General features: G+C 57.1%; 13 protein-coding genes. All 13 read right to left on the reverse strand.

The features are described from left to right. Positions 1–13: 13 nt before the first annotated feature. The 13 genes from tssH to IP581_RS13165 all read right to left on the reverse strand — a co-directional run bounded on the left by tssH (position 14) and on the right by IP581_RS13165 (position 14,081). Complete coding sequence (gene tssH, locus IP581_RS13105; RefSeq protein ID WP_193820583.1) at positions 14–2,632, reverse strand: type VI secretion system ATPase TssH; 2,619 nt, start codon at positions 2,630–2,632, stop codon at positions 14–16. Between the two features lie 113 nt (positions 2,633–2,745). After that, positions 2,746–3,789 carry a type VI secretion system baseplate subunit TssG gene (tssG, locus tag IP581_RS13110; RefSeq protein ID WP_193820584.1) on the reverse strand — a complete coding sequence of 348 codons (1,044 nt, stop codon included), beginning with the start codon at positions 3,787–3,789 and terminating at the stop codon, positions 2,746–2,748. Then, positions 3,786–5,657, reverse strand: a complete 1,872-nt coding sequence (tssF, locus tag IP581_RS13115; RefSeq protein ID WP_193820585.1) for a type VI secretion system baseplate subunit TssF — start codon at positions 5,655–5,657, stop codon at positions 3,786–3,788. The genes tssG and tssF overlap by 4 nt, the downstream gene beginning before the upstream one ends. A gap of 2 nt (positions 5,658–5,659) precedes the next feature. Then, a complete protein-coding gene (gene tssE, locus IP581_RS13120) occupies positions 5,660–6,229 on the reverse strand; it encodes a type VI secretion system baseplate subunit TssE (protein WP_097399610.1) in 570 nt (189 codons plus the stop codon). Beyond that, positions 6,222–7,034, reverse strand: a complete 813-nt coding sequence (locus IP581_RS13125; protein WP_097399609.1) for a type VI secretion system accessory protein TagJ — start codon at positions 7,032–7,034, stop codon at positions 6,222–6,224. The genes tssE and IP581_RS13125 overlap by 8 nt, the downstream gene beginning before the upstream one ends. 9 nt (positions 7,035–7,043) lie before the next feature. Further along, a complete protein-coding gene (locus IP581_RS13130) occupies positions 7,044–8,033 on the reverse strand; it encodes a hypothetical protein (RefSeq protein WP_086874136.1) in 990 nt (329 codons plus the stop codon). A 20-nt stretch (positions 8,034–8,053) separates the two neighbouring features. Further along, the gene (locus tag IP581_RS13135) at positions 8,054–8,848 is read right to left on the reverse strand and encodes a PP2C family protein-serine/threonine phosphatase (protein WP_017457022.1); all 795 of its coding nucleotides are present in this window, start codon (positions 8,846–8,848) and stop codon (positions 8,054–8,056) included. Further along, complete coding sequence (tagH, locus tag IP581_RS13140; RefSeq protein ID WP_086874135.1) at positions 8,845–10,650, reverse strand: type VI secretion system-associated FHA domain protein TagH; 1,806 nt, start codon at positions 10,648–10,650, stop codon at positions 8,845–8,847. Before tagH ends, IP581_RS13135 begins: the two co-directional genes overlap by 4 nt. A gap of 129 nt (positions 10,651–10,779) precedes the next feature. Beyond that, positions 10,780–11,013: a lysozyme inhibitor LprI family protein gene (locus IP581_RS13145; protein ID WP_407659153.1), complete on the reverse strand. Its 234-nt coding sequence runs from the start codon at positions 11,011–11,013 to the stop codon at positions 10,780–10,782. Between the two features lie 63 nt (positions 11,014–11,076). Further along, positions 11,077–11,871 (reverse strand): lysozyme inhibitor LprI family protein, encoded by a 795-nt coding sequence (locus IP581_RS13150; RefSeq protein WP_193820587.1) that lies wholly within the window; start codon positions 11,869–11,871, stop codon positions 11,077–11,079. 3 nt (positions 11,872–11,874) lie between these two features. After that, on the reverse strand, positions 11,875–12,708 hold the full coding sequence (locus IP581_RS13155; RefSeq protein WP_097399604.1) for a peptidoglycan-binding protein: 834 nt from the start codon (positions 12,706–12,708) through the stop codon (positions 11,875–11,877). A 203-nt stretch (positions 12,709–12,911) separates the two neighbouring features. Further along, positions 12,912–13,394 carry an Hcp family type VI secretion system effector gene (locus tag IP581_RS13160; RefSeq protein ID WP_017457017.1) on the reverse strand — a complete coding sequence of 161 codons (483 nt, stop codon included), beginning with the start codon at positions 13,392–13,394 and terminating at the stop codon, positions 12,912–12,914. Positions 13,395–13,643: 249 nt separating this feature from the next. Beyond that, the gene (locus IP581_RS13165) at positions 13,644–14,081 is read right to left on the reverse strand and encodes a Rap1a/Tai family immunity protein (RefSeq protein ID WP_193820588.1); all 438 of its coding nucleotides are present in this window, start codon (positions 14,079–14,081) and stop codon (positions 13,644–13,646) included. Positions 14,082–14,106: the final 25 nt, after the last annotated feature.

The following is a 14,106-nucleotide window of genomic DNA, read 5'->3' on the forward strand; positions in this document are numbered from 1 at the left end:
CTTGATAATGGCTTTACGCCGCAAACTGACAGTGAAACTCACCCTGCTCAAACGTGACCCGTAAGCGCTTATATTGCTCGTCGCGCGCGCTGGCGTCGAGTAATAGCTGGCTCATCAGCGGCAGCAGTGTATTGGTAAGGATGGCGTCCACCATACGGCCGCCTGATTCGACTTCCGTACAGCGGGCAACAATTTGCGCCACCACGCTGTCGTCCACTTCCGACACAATGCCGTGGTTGTCCGCCAGACGGCGCTGAATGCGTTTAAGCTGCAGGCGCACAATCATCGCCAGCATCTCGTCGCTGAGCGGGTAGTACGGCACCACCAGCAAACGGCCCAGCAGCGCGGGCGGGAAAACCTGCAACAGCGGCGGGCGCAGCGCGTCGCGCAGGGCATCCGGTTCCGGCATCAGTTCCGGATCGGCGCACATGCCGGTAATCAGCTCTGTCCCGACGTTGGAGGTGAGAATAATAATGGTGTTACGGAAATCAATATGGCGGCCTTCGCCATCTTCCATCCAGCCTTTATCAAACACCTGGAAGAAGATTTCATGCACATCCGGGTGGGCTTTTTCGATCTCATCGAGCAGCACCACGCTGTAAGGACGGCGGCGCACCGCTTCGGTTAACACACCGCCTTCACCGTAACCCACATAGCCCGGAGGCGCACCTTTCAGCGTGGAAACCGTGTGCGCTTCCTGGAATTCACTCATGTTGATGGTGATAACGTTCTGCTCGCCGCCGTACAGCGACTCCGCCAGCGCCAGCGCGGTTTCGGTTTTACCGACACCAGACGGGCCGCACAGCATAAAGACGCCTACCGGTTTGTTCGGATCGTCCAGCCGCGCGCGCGAGGTCTGCACGCGTTTGGCAATCAGCTCCAGACCGTGGCGCTGTCCAATCACGCGCTCGTTCAAGGTATCGGCCAGTTTTAACACCGCGTCGATTTCGTTTTTCACCATCCGGCCCAGCGGGATGCCGGTCCAGTCGGAAACCACTGCCGCCACCACGTTGGCATCGACCGAGGTAAACAGCAGCGGCGCGTCACCCTGAAGCGTTCGCAGTTCGGCCTGCTGTTGCGTCAGCGTGGCGCGTAAATCGGCCAGCGACTCTTCCGGCGAGGTGTGCAACTGCGCGCGCAGCGCAATAATCGCGTCAACCAGCGCCTGCTCCTGCTCCCAGCGCGCCGTCAGTTCGTCGCGTTGTTGCGCCAGTTTTTCCAGCTCGACCTGCAATTTTTCCACCCGATCGCTTTCCCCGGTCGCCATTTTCGCTTCACGGTTGGCAATCTCAATCTCCACATCCAGCGCAGCAATGCGGTGCAGGCAATCTTCTAACTGCGGCGGCGGTGAACTTTGGCTTACCGCGACGCGCGCACAGGCGGTATCGAGCAGCGCAACGGCTTTATCCGGTAACTGGCGTGCCGGAATGTAGCGGTGCGAGAGTTTCACCGCCGCGACAACCGCCTCATCCAGCAGCAGCACGCGATGGTGTTTTTCCAGGGCGGACACGGTGCTGCGCAGCATCAGCACCGCTTTTTCTTCGTCGGGTTCCGCGACTTGTACGGTCTGGAAACGGCGGGTCAGCGCCGGATCTTTCTCGATGTATTTTTTGTATTCCGCCCAAGTGGTCGCGCCGATGGTGCGAAGCTGACCACGCGCCAGCGCCGGTTTCAGCAGGTTAGCGGCATCGCCCGTGCCCTGCTGACCGCCTGCGCCAATCAGCGTGTGGATTTCGTCGATAAACAGAATGATCGGCGTCGGGCTCGATTGCACTTCGTTAATCAGCGACTGTAAACGCGCTTCAAACTCGCCTTTCATACCCGCGCCCGCCTGCAACATACCGATATCAAGTAGCCACAGTTGCACATTTTCCAGCGGCTCCGGTACATCGCCTGCGGCAATGCGCAGCGCCAGCCCTTCAACCACCGCGGTTTTACCGACACCCGCTTCCCCGGTCAGCAGCGGGTTGTTCTGGCGACGGCGCATCAAAATATCCACCATCTGGCGGATCTCTTCATCACGCCCCACTACCGGATCGATTTTGCCGTCGCGCGCCCGGGCGGTCAGATCCTGACCATACTGCGCCAGTGTTCCCTGCTGCTGCGGTACGCCCGCGCCTGCGGCATCGTTCAGCGCCACGGTCACTTGCTGGCTCTCTTTGCTGTTGGCGAAAATGGCGTCGAAGTTATCCAGCAACGCATCGGCGCTGATACGCTCAAACTGCGGCGAAATGCCTTTCAGCACGTTCGCCAGGCTCCAGGTTTTCAGGATCCCGGCCAGCAGATGGCCGCCGCGAATGCGCGTCACGCCATATTTTAACGAGCCATACACCCACGCGCGTTCAACGGCGGTATCAATGTGTTCTGACAAGTCGGAAACCGAACTTGCGCCGCGCGGCAGTTTGTCCAGCGCCGCGACGATATCGCGCGTCAGCGCCTCTTCATCCAGCGAAAAGTGGCGAATAACCTGCTGCAGATCGCCGTCCGTCTGTTGCATCAGTTGATGCAGCCAGTGAACCAGCTCCACATACGGGTTGCCACGCAGCTTGCAAAAGGCGGTGGCGCTTTCCAGCGAGGTAAATAACAGCGTATCGAGTTTGCCGAACAGAACGGCGCGGCTGATTTCTGACATGAGTTCATCCATTATTCATAATTAGTGTGCAGTCATCCTGACAAGCCAGCTCGTCGCGCGATACGACATGCAGGATGTGTGCGTACGTCAGACCAGGAAACTAACAACGGAGGTTACCCCTCCGGGCTGAAAACCAAATCTCCTCGCGCTTGTGGCGTCGGCTGAGCGCCAAGCCAGGCGCTGTAACCCAGACGCCCGGCGCCGCCAAGCGTGGCACCGGCGACATCTTCACTGCGCAAAATCACTTTCACCGCCCACTGGTACTCAATGCCCAGATACTGGCGCACCCAGTCGCGTAACGCGGCAACATCTTTTTCACCCGGCATAAAGCGCCGGTAGGTATCGACGGGAAGCGGGCCAATTTCGATGCGAAACTTATGGCACACATCGCGCACGGCTTCGCCAAGAAACGCCGACTGCCCGAGGCGCGGCGCGTGTCGCCCGCCCTGTAAGCGCGCGCGTTCACGTTCGCTAAGCGGCATCCACTGCGGCACGTTTTCGACAATGGTGACCGGCACGTTGAAATAGCTGCGCAGGATCTTCTCCAGCCCTTCCGGGTCGCGTCCGTTGCGGGTCAGATGTCCGGCCAGAGCAAAGCGCGCATGCGGGCTTAAGCTGCCTTTTTCCAGTTGTCCGGGCTGGCCCATGCCGATCAGCGAGGCGATGTACTGCTCAAACCGTTTATTGTCCTGGCGATCCAGTGAAACGGTCGGCTGCGCATCAGCCCAGGCGCGATAAAACAGCAGCGCCAGGCGGTGATGAAAGAGATCGGCGAAGGCACTCAGGCTGTCATCCTGGTGGTGCGCGATACGCTCGCTGGCATATTCAGTCAGGTGAACCGGCAGCGGGCCGTTGGGGCCAAACAGGCCAAAACTCAGAATCGATACGTCATACAGCGACGAGTTTTCGCGCTGGCGCACGCTTGACAGCGTCGACGGCGCAAAGCCAAGCGAGGGGGTTTGACCAATGCGCAACGGTTCGAATCGCGGTAGCGGCGCGCGCCCCAGCGGGTAACGCTCGCCGCCTCGCGCATCGACGCGGCGCAGCAGCGTAAACAGATCGTAACGCCACGGCGTCGCCATCACGTTTTGCCAGAACGCCTCCGGCAACGCACTGGCGCGCGTAATGACCGGCGCGCTGCTCAGCGTTTCGGTCATATCAGCGCCCTCTTGCCCATGCGCGGCGGCCAGTAACCCACTTCCCCGCGCTGCTGGCTCTTAAGCGTGAACTCGGTAAAGCTGTTCATGCCGACCAGACGGGCAAAAACACGCTCCAGTACGCTGCCAAAAAGATACGGGCTGAAGCCGGAGAAGGCCTGCTCATCGACCGTCAGCGTGATGCCAATACCGCGCGCGAAAACAATCGGCCCCGGTTCCGGCACCCGGCGATGTACCGGTTCGAGCACACAGTGGCGCACGCCTTCAATCTGACGCGCGACCGGCGCTTCCGCCAGCCGGGTATAGAGTCCCAGCAACTGGCGCAGCGCCGCGGCGCCCGCGCCGTCTTCGCCATCCATCAGGCTTAAATAGTTCATCTGCAACTGACTGATCAGCCGCCAGGTGCTCAGCCCTTCCGCCAGCGCCGGACGCGGCGGCGTCGGGCCTTTTCGCAGTTGTAAGGTTTTGACCGGCAGTGAATCCGGTAACACAAACTGGCCGATATCCTGCTGCAACATTAGCGGCAGATCGCGGCTGGTGCACAGCACTTCGGCGGTGATGTAGCGTAATTCTTCACGCCACGGCGCATGCTGTTCATCCACCAGCGAGGCGAACACTTCAGATCCGATGTAGCCGGTACGCGTGCCGTAACGCTGCGCATGTTCTGATAACGCGCGCTGCTCGCGGCGCAGCGAAAAGTAGGCGCCGTAGTTGCCCTCGTCCTCGCTCCAGCTACTCCAGAACGGGCGAAATGTTTGCTCATCACGCTGGCCATCAATGCTGGCGTGAATTTTGGTCACGGCGTAAATCTCGTAATCCAGCGGGCGAATATTATCGACCACCAGATGGTACTCATGCAGGCTGTCGCTCAGCTTCTGGCGTTCCGCCACTTTCGGGAACAGATTAATCACCGGCGTGCAGTGCAGCGCGAGATGGCTTTTATCCACCACCCGCTCAAGCTGCGCATCGGCTTTGTCGAGCAGGATGATGATATCGAAGGACTTCGCTTCGCCGCTTTGCGCCAGCATCGTGCGCAAGCCATGCAGGCTGATAAACAGGAAGCGCGACGGAAAAGCAAAGTACTCCTGCAACAGACGGTAGCCGTCAAAGTTGCGCAGATCGTCCGGCAGCAGCGCCTGGTCTGCGCTGAACCCTTCCTGGCGCAGCGCATCGTCGGCCAGCACCAGCGGCGGGGTTTTCTGCCCGTTCGCCTGACACAGCATCCCGACCTGGTGACCCATGATCAGTTCGAGAAGTTTCAGCGCCTGCATATCCGGGCCGCTTAAAAAGAACTCCAGACGGTCGAAATCAAGGTGGCTGAGGTTGACCGGGCCGTCGCAACTCAGGCGAATGCGCAGTGCGCTTTGCGCCCCGCGCTGGCTTAAACCAACCTGCGCCAGCGGCAGATCGGCGGGTACGCCGCCCAGTTCCACCTGGCTGATTTTCAGCGGCAGCAGCGTGACATCATGCGCGGTGGTGTAACTACAGGTGACACCGTTCTTTTTCATCACCTGGCTGTCCATCATGGTGCCGCGCGGCACCACAAAACCGTTGCTTAAATCGCCTTTCGCGCTGTCCGGTTGCAGTTCGGCGATCGCCATGGACGGCGTGGGCGCGAGGTAATTCGGTGCGACCATTTCCAGCAAACGCTGGGAGAAGCGCGGGAACTCGGCGTCCATTTTTAACTGCACACGCGAGGTCAGAAAGGCAAAACCTTCCATCAGGCGTTCGACATACGGGTCGGAGACGTCCATGCCGCGCATGCCCAGACGCCCGGCAACTTTCGGGTAGCGTCCGGCGAATTCCTGGCCCATTTCGCGCAGCCAGGCCAGTTCGCGGTTGTAATATTCGAGTAATTTGCTGTCCATCGTTACCCCGCGTCTTTCAGCTCGAAATGGCCGTTTTCCAGATCCACATCGGTACGAAACAGGAACTCCAACGGATAAGGCACGCACCACAGGCGCCCTTTGATCTCAATCGACAGGACGTTATGCAGATCCAGCGACTGGGTATCGGAGATGCAGCGCACCTGCAATCCTTGCGGAAGAATGCGCGGTTCAAAATGCAAAATCGCGTCGGTCAGTTTGCGCTGGATATCCTGCCATTCGATATCCGACATGCGCTTACCCGCCAGCGGCGACACGCCAAAGTTCACCACCGAACGTCGCACCTGGTCAAAACCTGAGAGATCCTGTTGCGCTTCGTTATTAATGGTGTTGAAAAGCCACTGCAAATCGCGCAGCACATGGCGGCGCAGCGCGGAGTGCGAAACCAGATTGCTGTTCACCGGCTCCTGCGCTTTGTCCGGCGCGTCATCCGTCAGGCGATCGAGCAGCGACGGCTGCATTTTATCGCGCGCACCAACGGTCTCTTTCCCGCGCCGTGAGCGCCAGCCGCTACGCAGCAGGTCGCTCTCTTCATCATGCGCAGAGTTACTCATCTGCGGCTTCCACGTTGAAACTGAGGGTTGCCAGATCGAGCAGCGAATATTCAGCGCTGTCGTTAAGCCACACTTTTTGTCCCTGCCCGATATAGTGCGGCGCATCGCCAGGCAACTGTTGCCATTCGGTGACGCGACACAGCTTGAAGCGGTCATCGGCATTGACATCCAGCGGGTAGCGCGCCGGGATCTGGCACACCTGTTCGCTGCCATCCTGTAAGCGCACCAGCGTGTGACGCCACACTAAATCGGTGACGCTGGCCGGGGGCTGGAATTGCATCGCGGAAATGGCGCTGAACGGCAGCCAAAAATAACGGCCATTGACGATAGCTTCGCAGACCGGGCCAAAGCGGCAGTCGCCATCCATCAGCCAGTCAAAACTCAGGGTTTGACCGTCCTGCGTCGTTAACTGGCCAGGATTGGCGTCGGCCATTTCCAGGGCGGTTTCACGATCCGCGCCGGCATTCGCCGCTTCCGGATCCAGCGCGCTGACCATTGACGCCAGCCACGGCCATTGTTGATCCGGCGTAACCGGACGCGCGCGCCCGGCCATCACTTCCGCGCGCTGGCGTTCGCCTTCAATCGCCTGCTCCAGCAGCGTAACAGTTGGCTGTGCCTGCGGTTTTAACGCCTGCCAGCTTTTTAACTGCGCCAGCGCGCGCGACCAGTTACCATCGAGGCACAACAGTTGGGCAAAAGCGGCGCGCAGATCGGCGTCGCCCGGCTGTGTGCGGATACGGCTTTCGAGCTGCGCCAGGCTTTCCTGCAACGATTCGCCCGCCAGCTGTTGAAACAACGTATTCATCGCCGCTCCTTAATTAACCGTTTTGTAGGTGCCAACCGCCGGGTTGCGCAGCTGCGGGTGCAGCGAGTCAATCAGCAAAATGTTCAGATGCGTACCCGGTTCAAACCACGGCGTCCACGCTTTGCGCACTTCATCAATACGCGCCTGTAAACGCGCCTGGTCATTTGCCACATCGCGGGAGATCTCCACCGCCACGGTGCCGTTGGCCTGCCAGCCATTCAGGCTGTCGACATACGGCAGGATCATCCAGCTCTGCGCTAGCGTACCTTCGCTGACCACCATACGTTCGTTGTTGACGGTGGTGATCAACAGGCGATCCGCATCCACACTGGCATTCAGACCGCTGACCGGGAAACCATGCACAAAGGTCATGGTGATTTTCTTTTCCACGCCGTTGCTGAGTTGCGTCACCACGCTGCGCCCGTTCAGCCAGCCGCCCTTCTCACACTTGCCATCTTCTTTAGCAGGAATAAACAGCGCAGGCGTACTGGCACCGCCCTGCCAGAAGGTGCGCAAATGGCAACCATCCTGCAGGGTGAACTCCTGCCATGGCGCGCGGTTAGCGGCGGGGGAAAGATCTTCGGCGCGTCCGGCTGGCGCAATCAGCCCGGAAGTCTGGGTAGTGGCGGGCGCGTTAGTCGCACCGGTTGACGTGACTACCGGGTCCCACTCTTTGGCTTTATCGGCGGTGCCTTCTGCCAGCGTCGTGCCTTGTGGGTCGGTCAGTTTCCAGCGCACCTGAGTCAGCGTGCCGCACTGGTTTTCCAGCAGCGCGCCCAGACGCGGTAAAAAGCTATTCAGTACCGAGGGTTTTTTATCGCCGCTGGCGACAATGCGCAACGGCAGCGTCTTCGCACACCAGCTTTTTGGCGTGTTATCGGCGATGTTGTCGATCCAGACATCCAGTTTTTGCGAAGGCGATTGCACGATGCGGTAGTTTTCTGCCTGCACGCTGCCACACACTGCCAGCAGGGCCAAACCCGGTAGCCAAAGTTTCATAAAAGTCCTTGTAAGCTGTATCAATCACGAAGAGGGAAAAACTGCGCGGCTTCAGAGAGCGTATGCAAAAGCGTCGTCTCCTGAGGCGTGCCCATCCACACCGCTACGGCGCTATAGTTGTCCTGCTGGGTCTGCGCCCCGACACCGTTTTTCAGCAGGATTTGATTCATCAACGTCAGCCACTCATCAGGCGTATTGACCATGTGCAGCGACTGTTGCATCTGCTCCTCGGTGACGCCGTGCCAGAAACCATCCGTACACAGCAAAAACGCGTCGCCATCTTCAATCGGCACCACATCACTGTAGCTCGGTTCACGCTCATCCTCGCCCAATCCCAGCGCGAAATAGAGCAAGTTACCGTTGATGCCTTCGGTCTGGTGCCCGGCGTCTTTCATCTGCTGCACCAGGCTGTGATCGGTGGTGACGTGGTAAAGCCAGCCGCGACGAAACAGATACAACCGGCTGTCACCGGCGTGCGCCCAGTAGGCGAGCTGGTAATCGCGGTCGATAAACAGGCTCACCATGGTGGTGCCCATGCGGTGATAATCCTGCACCGCTTTTTGCTCTTCGCGGATGGCGCGGTTAGCGCCGTTCACGTATTGACGAATGTACTGGGCATTGAGGTGCTCATCACCGTCGAACCGGGTGATAATGGCATTTCGCGCCAGTTGCGCCGCCACGTCACCGCCGGGTAAACCGGCGATGCCGTCGCAGACCACAAAGCAGGCGGCGCGCTCGCCGATGGTTTCCCCGGTCTGATCCTGATTACTGGCACGTTCGCCCTGTCGCGAAATAGAGGCCGTGCTGATATTCATTCTTCCGATCCGCTTTGTGAGTCTTTGTACTGGTTGACTTCCATGTCGTAAGCGTGGAGAAACGCTTCGCCAAACAGGGTGTGGAAGTCATCGTCAATCTCACCGGCCGTCTGGGCGTAGGTACGTACGTAGTAATCCCATAACGCGGCTTTACGGTTAGAGAGCACGCCAAGCCGCGCGGTTGCGCCGTCGCGTTTGGCGTCATCTTCCAGTTGCTCCGGATTAAATTGCTGCAACATGGCGGCGATAATCGCGCGGATACCGGAGATCATCCCCAGCTGGTGCGCCTGCAAATCAATCAGCGCATCACGCACCGATTTTTTCGGCGGCATAAAACCAGGCATACGCGTACCGAACATCTGCATTAATACGGTTTTACCGGACGGCAACAGTTTGAACGGGTTGTTCGCATCGTCCAGCACCATCGTCATGTCCGCTTTTACACCGCGTTTGAGAATAGAACGCGACGACAACAGCGCGACCGTACCCTGCGAGAACATGCTCAGCATCTGACCAAACTGGCGCATGTTTTCTTTATCGAACTGCGGCACTGGCTGCATATCGCTAAGCCCCATGCCTTCCAGCAGCGCGTCGAGCAGTTCGCCTTTCAGTACATCACCGCTGTCGCCGGTGCTGGCAGACGGCGCGCTTTTGGCGCCATTACTTTGTACCGGGTCGATACGCAGACGCCCTTTCGGTGTTTGCGCTGCGCTGCGCTGTACCGCCTGCGGTGTTGGCAGCGTGATACCGGCGTAATCCTGCGGCTCCTGCACCTCTTCCGGCGCGGCGAGCGGCGCGTCGTCGGCAAACAGCGGCGTCGAGCTTAAATCTTCCGGGCGCAGGTCGGTAATAATCGGCTGAGTGGTTGGCTGCGGCTCCGGCGTGTTCAGATCGGTAATGATCGGTTTCGGTTCAGCCGGTTTCTGCGCTGCCAGTTCATCGGCATGCGCCAGCGGCACCGCGCCGCTCAGCAGACCAAGCGGATCGTCGCTGCGGGTTTGCTTCGTGCTACCGCTCCCGCCAAACAGCGCCAGCGGATCGAGTTCGTCACTATCCGGCGAGTGCGATTTTTGTGCCGGTTCAACCGGCGGCACCAGCGCAGAAGGTGTGGAGTCGTTGAAAATGCTGTCGTTTTTAAACAACTGCTCGTCGTTAAACAGCTGATCCGAGGCCAGCGATTTCGGCGTTACCAGCGGTTCATTGTTATTGAGCAGCGACAGCGGATCTTCCGGGTTACGTTCCGGCCCTTTCGGCGCGGCGAACGGGTTAAGATTTTGCGCGTCCTGCGGTTTCGCACGGCTGCTGGAGATGCTGTCGGAGATGGAAAACTCCTGCATCAGGCTGTCCCAGATTTCCGTCGGCACGGACGCCGGTGCGCCTTCTGGCGCGCTTTTCTGCGCCGGAGCAGGTGCCGGTTTTGCCACCTGCGGCTGCGCTGGCTTCGGATACATCTCTTCCGCCATACGGGTGACAGGACGGGTATCCTGGATCAGATCGGTGACTTCAATACGGTATTCATCGATGCCAAGAATATCGCCATCCTGCAGCTCAACCTGACGACCACGCTCCAGGGGGATGTCATTCAGTACAACGCGGGTCACGTTGCCACGGTTGGTGACGCGGCATTCGCCATTACCGGCAATATGAACAATCGCCTGCAAACGTGAAATGGAACGGTCATTGTCCGGCAGCACCAGATTGTTGTCCGTGCCGCGGCCAATGGTGCCGCCCGGGGGATAAAAGTCGCAGCTACTTTGTGGCGGCTGATGACCGGGTTTACTGGTAATAATAGTGAATCGCATCGCGTATTCCTGCTGGAGTTATGTGCACTCAAACGGTGCCGCTTTAGCTAAAACGGCTGCGTTTGAATACAAGCGAAAAGAAGGTCGACGTTCGCGAATCCGGCGCAGCCACCGGATAAGTCTCTTGTTTTACTGGATTTTACTGACCAATTCAAAGCTCCGTTGTTGCATTGATTTTGTTAAGCAGGCCGCGTCTGTCTGGCACTGGTTGCGTTTTTTAAGCCAGTCGCGCTGCGCCGCTTTCATGCCCGCCAACGCGGTTTTATCCGCCGGGTCAATTTCTTGCTGTTGCTGCAACTGAATAGTGTAGGCATCGGTCACGCTGCGATCCCAGGCCGCCAGTTCGTTATTCGATTGCGCAATAGGTACAAGGTTTACTGCTTAGCAGGGATGGCAGCCCGCCATCCCCTTATTACCAGCTACGACTCAGACCCCATCCAGGCTGTGCGCCAGCGTTTCCAGACGATCATTCATCGATTTTTTCAGGCATTGCACATCGCTATTGCAGCTATTGCGTTGGCTTAACCAGGCTTTCTGCTGCGATTGCAGTTTGTTTTCCAGATCTTTATTGCCAAGCGAAACGGCTTCTTTACGAAATGATCGGTAAGAACGGGCAACGCTGTTATCCAGTGACGCCAGTTCGCGATCGCCGCAAATTGCTTTTTCCGGCGCGGAAGCGGCTTTTGCACAATCAAACGATGCCTGTGGTTTGCTGTTTTTATCCACCGGCGTGAGCAACAGGATGGTGCCATCCGTCCAGTTCAGCAGTAAACGCTGATTGACTAACGCCAGGCTGGCATCACCACCCGCATCGCCGTTAGCAAAGTGGCCCGCTGCGCAGGTAATGTTTTCGACCTGCGTTTTCGCGCTCCCGTCTAACCCCAGCTCATAGGTTTTCGCCGCGTCTTTTTCAGGGATGGATTGCGTTGCTGCAACCCAGGCATCCAGTGTACTGCTCGTTTCTTTCATCACCGGCGACTGGCAATTCGCGCCGCCCGGCAGCGTAGTGCTGATGCCTTGCGGCGTCACGCTCAGAAAGCGCCCGACAAGGCGATCATCGTTGAACTGATAATTCAGGGTGCGCTCTGTTTCGGTATTAATAAACGCTTTCTCTACTTGCCACTCGCCCTGTACCGGTGAATTGCCCGCCAGCACCGCCGAAGAGAACAACGCCAGGCAGGTAATGGTTGCCGCTGCGATCTGTTTAGTGTGAGTCGTCATTGATCAATTTGTCCCGTAGTCGCCGTTTAAGAAAAGATTCACTTCAAAATTACGACGATTAATCAAACCCTTCATAACTTTGTGTTTACTGGTATTCGCGCGTTTAATTTCCGTCATCGCGTCAGAGATCTGCCCGCGGTTGATAAAACCAAACACGTTGTTAAGCCGTCCGCCTGGGTTATACGCAAAGGAGACCAGCGCGTCGAATTCATACTGCTTGAGCGGCACAAAAATACCATTTCTCACCGCGTTAACGTACGGCGGAACGGTGGCACGCAGTAAATTGGTCTCCTGATCGGCGGTAAGGCGCACCAGTTTGGCGTTATCGGCGACAAACTGACTGGCCTTATCATCTTTTAATCCCGCCGCTTTGCTGATCTTTTCTGCGGTGATCGCATCAACGCCGATTTCAATCATTTTCGCTTTAACGGACTGCTCAGAGCGCTCTTTCATATCGTAGCCCGGTCCAAGCGTCACGCCGCTCGCGCCGCCAGGCCAGTGCAGGTAACAACTTTTGTTTGCCCAGGCTTCGCGATGAAAAATAAAGGTCATGCCACTGGCGGAGATATCCATCGCACCGACAGCCTGTCGCCCGGCGCTGCCGGAGATAGGCGGCTGCGGCGCGCGGGTGGTGACCGGTTTACCCAATGCCGCAAGGGTGCGTCGCCCGACAATACCATCGACGTGTAAATTCTGTTTCGCCTGGAATTGTTTGACAGCCAGTTCGGTCTTTAAGCCGAAAATACCATCTTCACCGACTTTCGCTCCCGATTTATTCAGCAGCTGCTGTAACTCTTTAACATTCGTACCACGATCACCCTTGCGCATAACACTCATTCGTTCATCCTCAAAATATTTTTTAATATTTATACGCACTCAAAAGAAACAGCTTTCATAAAAGCGGCTGCGTTTGAGTAGCAAATTATTCTGTTGGGGACAACGCGACTCATCCGATATTAAAAAGAGACAGCAATGTAATAAGTAAATCGTGATTTGGCAGAATAAAAACACGGTGAGCCCTTGCGGGCTCACCACAGCAATTACGCTTCTTTGTTTTCTTTGATGTTCCAGCCAGCGCTGGTTTCAGCACCTTTACCGCCAGAGGAGGACTGCTCCCAGTACTGCTGTTTCACTTTCGCCGCCTGGAATGCGTAGGTCACGCCCACGGTGTCGCCGTTGTCAGCACCGGTGTACTGAACGGAGGTCACCAGCACATCTTCCAGCGTGATGCGCGCGTACTCAACCTGCTGGCCGCCTGCTTTGCAGACAGACAGCTCAACTTTGGTCAAGTGCTTGCCGCTGGCGCAATGTTTCAGGATAGCCGTCGTGGATTTATCAATGAGTGCGTTAACATGCAGGTCATTAAAATTGACTTTACCGGCACCGCCGCCACCGCCAACGCTCATATTTCCAGGTTGTGAAGCACCCCAGGAAAAAGATGTGATATCAGTCCAGCCGGTGTGGTTAGAGTCTTTAGATTCACCCGTAACTCCATCGACCTTCAGAAACATATCAATAGCCATAATATTTACTCTTCGTTAATGATAAATATTGCTTTCGAAAAAGCGCTTATATGGCAAACGGGTAAGCATGGGGCCGAATAAAACCGTCCATATTTTACCTCTGCCTCGTTTGATTCTGAAAAGATTATGCATCTGTTCAGAAACACTCATTCCCTCGGTTGAGAGAAAGAATTCATGACATTCTGACGCCAATATAACGACGTGGCGTTACGGAAATAGCACTATCAGCGTTCAGATAATTCGCTCGCGTTATTTATTGCGCGATGGTTTGTTTTTTTCACAGCCACCATGATGCTGCGTCATCGCGTCGATAATTAACCTCGACGCGCGCGCCTGTTTCAGCCTCTCAGGTGGCAAGCTGCGAAAGTAGCTATACACAATTTCATGCAGCGTGATGGATTTGAACCGCCGGTAACTGCACCAGACTGTCCCTTCCGTGGTATCCAGCACGCCTAATAAATAGAGATCGGCTTTAATGCGCTCGCGCTCGTTGCTTTTTGATGTCCAGGCGTTGAAAAAGCGCTCGCCGGACATATTCACATCCTGGCTGGTAAGCAACGCCGGGTCGCGCAAAAAATTAGCCGTATCGTCCTGCGGCAACGCCTGCGCGCGCGGGGTGTAATCCTGTTCTGCCCAGCTTAACGCTGAACAGAACAACAGACCGGCTAACATAATGCGCTGTCGCATCGTCACATCCTTGTGGTTAATGAAG

The sequence above is a fragment of the Kosakonia pseudosacchari genome (assembly GCF_015167415.1).
Classification (GTDB): Bacteria; Pseudomonadota; Gammaproteobacteria; order Enterobacterales; family Enterobacteriaceae; genus Kosakonia; species Kosakonia pseudosacchari.

Bases quoted from the DNA above. Each gene is read 5' to 3' on its own strand.
- IP581_RS13130 (WP_086874136.1), bottom strand. From the start codon at position 8,033: ATGAAACTTTGGCTACCGGGTTTGGCCCTGCTGGCAGTGTGTGGCAGC.
- tssG (WP_193820584.1), bottom strand. From the start codon at position 3,789: ATGACCGAAACGCTGAGCAGCGCGCCGGTCATTACGCGCGCCAGTGCG.
- IP581_RS13160 (WP_017457017.1), bottom strand. From the start codon at position 13,394: ATGGCTATTGATATGTTTCTGAAGGTCGATGGAGTTACGGGTGAATCT.
- tagH (WP_086874135.1), bottom strand. From the start codon at position 10,650: ATGCGATTCACTATTATTACCAGTAAACCCGGTCATCAGCCGCCACAA.
- IP581_RS13165 (WP_193820588.1), bottom strand. From the start codon at position 14,081: ATGCGACAGCGCATTATGTTAGCCGGTCTGTTGTTCTGTTCAGCGTTA.
- tssE (WP_097399610.1), bottom strand. From the start codon at position 6,229: ATGAGTAACTCTGCGCATGATGAAGAGAGCGACCTGCTGCGTAGCGGC.
- IP581_RS13150 (WP_193820587.1), bottom strand. From the start codon at position 11,871: ATGACGACTCACACTAAACAGATCGCAGCGGCAACCATTACCTGCCTG.
- tssF (WP_193820585.1), bottom strand. From the start codon at position 5,657: ATGGACAGCAAATTACTCGAATATTACAACCGCGAACTGGCCTGGCTG.
- IP581_RS13125 (WP_097399609.1), bottom strand. From the start codon at position 7,034: ATGAATACGTTGTTTCAACAGCTGGCGGGCGAATCGTTGCAGGAAAGC.
- IP581_RS13135 (WP_017457022.1), bottom strand. From the start codon at position 8,848: ATGAATATCAGCACGGCCTCTATTTCGCGACAGGGCGAACGTGCCAGT.
- tssH (WP_193820583.1), bottom strand. From the start codon at position 2,632: ATGTCAGAAATCAGCCGCGCCGTTCTGTTCGGCAAACTCGATACGCTG.
- IP581_RS13155 (WP_097399604.1), bottom strand. From the start codon at position 12,708: ATGAGTGTTATGCGCAAGGGTGATCGTGGTACGAATGTTAAAGAGTTA.